Origin of the sequence: uncultured Campylobacter sp. (assembly GCF_938018145.1) — a bacterium.
Taxonomy (GTDB): domain Bacteria; phylum Campylobacterota; class Campylobacteria; order Campylobacterales; family Campylobacteraceae; genus Campylobacter_A.
Genome location: NZ_CALIII010000341.1, coordinates 1 through 3,018, shown reverse-complemented (window position 1 = coordinate 3,018; position 3,018 = coordinate 1). Strand labels below are relative to the sequence as shown.

General features: G+C 43.9%; 2 protein-coding genes. Both read left to right on the top strand.

All coding sequences use genetic code 11. The features are described from left to right. Nucleotides 1-391 precede the first annotated feature (391 nt). On the top strand, nucleotides 392-2,482 hold the full coding sequence (locus Q0338_RS07895; RefSeq protein WP_298086276.1) for a TonB-dependent receptor: 2,091 nt from the start codon (nucleotides 392-394) through the stop codon (nucleotides 2,480-2,482). 32 nt (nucleotides 2,483-2,514) lie between these two features. Further along, the coding region (locus Q0338_RS07890) for an alpha/beta hydrolase-fold protein (protein ID WP_298086275.1) at nucleotides 2,515-3,018 on the top strand (504 nt) is incomplete at its 3' end.

Below are 3,018 nucleotides of genomic sequence, written 5' to 3'. Positions count from 1 at the left end.
AAATACTGGCGCTCAAGCTCGAGGCTAGGCGATGAGAGATCGTTTATGGTGAATTTTCACTATAATTTTTAGTTAAAACGTAAAAAACGATAGGTTATCCTATCGCTTTTTACTGATTTTAAAACCGCTTCATCCATCGCGCCCCAAAAGTTAAAAACTTAGTGCCAATGACTTGGCTTTGACTGCGGGATAGATGAAATTTCAAATTTAACACCCTTTTATAAGCTTTAAAAATTGCCTCAAACCCATCTTATTAAATTAGCCATCTAGTCTTTGGCGGCAAATTCTATCTGTATACGATAATTAATATTAAATTTATTCCATATTAGTTATTATTCGCGAAGAAAGATTGATAACTTAAATCAATATTAAGTATTCTAAAGGATTTTATATGATTGTTTCAAAGAATAAAGCTTTTGCGCCTATCGTTTCGCTAGTGTGCGCAATAAATTTACAAGCCGCAGATAATATAAATTTAGAAGAGGTCGTAGTCACTGCTAGCGGTTTTTCGCAAAGTATTAAAAACGCACCCGCCAGCATATCAATCGTAAAAAATGACGACCTGGCAAAAGATAGCTTCACCTCGCTTCACTCTATCGCATCAAAAGCTCCAGGAGTTAGCGTTATAGGCGGCGAGGACGGACCCGCCAGCGGTATCTCGATCCGCGGCATGGAAGGTTCGCAAACGCTAGTTCTCATAGACGGCAAGAGAGTAAATTCAAGCGCGGCCAATCCAAAAGGCGGTGCCGGCGATATGAACTCAAATTTTATCCCGCCGGTTGAGGCGATAGAACGCATCGAGATCATCAGAGGACCGATGAGCTCGCTTTACGGTAGCGATGCGGTGGGCGGGGTCATAAATATCATCACGAAGAAAAATTTCGATAAATTTAGCGGCTCCGTGAGCATATCCGGTATTGCGCAGGCTCATAGCGGCATCGGCTCGCAGCGCCAAGCGGACTTTTATCTTAACTTTCCGCTTCTTAGCGAGTATGTAGGTCTTCAGCTCTGGGGCTACAAAAAGTTACGCGATGAGGATAGCTATCCGGGCGGCTATCAAGAAAGCGATAAGAAAAACTTTAGCGCCAAACTATGGATCACGCCCGACGAATACAATAAATTTTACCTCCTAGCCTCCCAAGAACGCCACGAATACTCAAGGACCGTCGGCAAGACGGCAACCGTAAGGACAAATAGGCTGCTAAATAGCTACGACTACAAAAAAGATAGCTACGGAGTAGGATACCTGGGAAATTTTGAGAATTTAAATGCCGACGTGAGCTACATTTACGATCAGACGAAGCGAACGAGCCTCTTTGATAGCTTAACGCCGGCCGATGTCAAAAACCACAACTTTAACTCCAAATTTAGCACCTTCCTAGATTCGCATACGCTAACTTTCGGCTATGATTTTAGTAAGCAGACGGTTAAAACCACATTTATCGTATCAAATTCGAGCAGAAGCGTGCTACGAAACCCGAAAGCCTACTCTATGAAAGAGCATGCGGCATTTTTAGAAGACGAGTGGGAAATTTTAGACGACAAGCTTTATTTGACGCTGGGCGGTCGCTTCACTCATAACGAATTTTTCGACGATCATCTCTCGCCGCGTGCGTATCTAGTTTATAATCTAACCGACAACTGGACGCTAAAAGGCGGCGTAGCGACAGGATATAAAACGCCGAACGTCAATCAGATCTCGCCGGAAGTCGGCACCATACAAGGCGGCTGGAGGATCGTAGACTTTGGTAACGCAGACCTAAAACCCGAAAAGAGCCTAACTTATGAAATCGGCGCTTACTACGATAGCGGCGACGATTTTAGAGGTTCGGTTACTCTATTTAGAAACGAGTTTAAAGATAAAATCCTAGATACCGACGGCAGCAGCATAAACCGTATTCCGGCATTTGGCTCATGCGCTACGGCTCCGCACGTAAACTGCCCGGGCTGGGGAACTTACTTTAACATCGACGGTGCCGACGTCTGGGGCATCGAGCTTAGCGCAGACTACGACATACTAAAAAATCTAAATTTGCGCGGCAACTACACATACAACAACTCCAAAATCAAAACCGGCGACCCGACGATCAATACCCCAAACGGCCCGGTCAAATTTAGCCAGACCAACCTTAGCCGACTAGACGGCAAATCTCTGACTGCAACGCCTGAGCACGCGGCAAATTTGACGCTAACGTATAAGCCTATCGCAAGCGTTAGCACCTTTGCCGGGGCAAACTACGAGAGCGAGCTAACCAGCGTCAAATTCGGTCCCGGCAATAAAGTAAGCGAAAACGACAAAAAGCTTTTTACCGTCGATTTGGGTGCTAGCTGGGAAGTAAATAAAAATTTAAGCTTAAATTTGACCGCCTACAATATCTTTGATAATATCCGCTACGACGAGGGAATGGCCGATGACGGCAACTACTACTGGTATCCTGAAGAGGGCAGGAGATTTTGGTTTAAGGTAAGCGCGAAGTGGTAAGGATTGTTAAATTATTTTTGGGAGCTTTGATTATGATTGGTGTAGCCAGCGCAAAGCCTACTCAGTACATAGAGCCGATAGATGAAAGCGTTTATCGGCTTTTTGATGTCAAATACTCCATACTAGAAAGTGCAGGCGGAGAAATATATAAAATTTTTCAAGCCGTTCCGAAAAACCGCAACGTTTATCCAAAAGCGATTTTTATGCTCGATGCGAATGCGCAATTTTCCGTGTTGCTTAATTTATTTAAAAATTTTACTTCAGACGACAATGCACCGCTTATCATAGGCGTCGGATACGATACTCCGCTAGCTTACGATACCGCAAGGCGAACAAAGGACTTAACGCCGTTAGCCCAAGGCGGTGAATACGAGCAAGGCGGCAATGCGGACAAATTTTATAAATTTATAAAAGAGCGGTTAATGCCGTTTGCAGACAAAGAATACGATATAAAAAATAGCGAGAAAATATTTTACGGCCACTCCTTTGGCGGACTATTTTTAGTTTATTCGCTTCTACAAAACGACGGTATATTT

Excerpts from the sequence above, each read along its gene's own strand:
- Q0338_RS07895 (WP_298086276.1), top strand. The coding sequence starts at position 392 with ATGATTGTTTCAAAGAATAAAGCTTTTGCGCCTATCGTTTCGCTAGTG.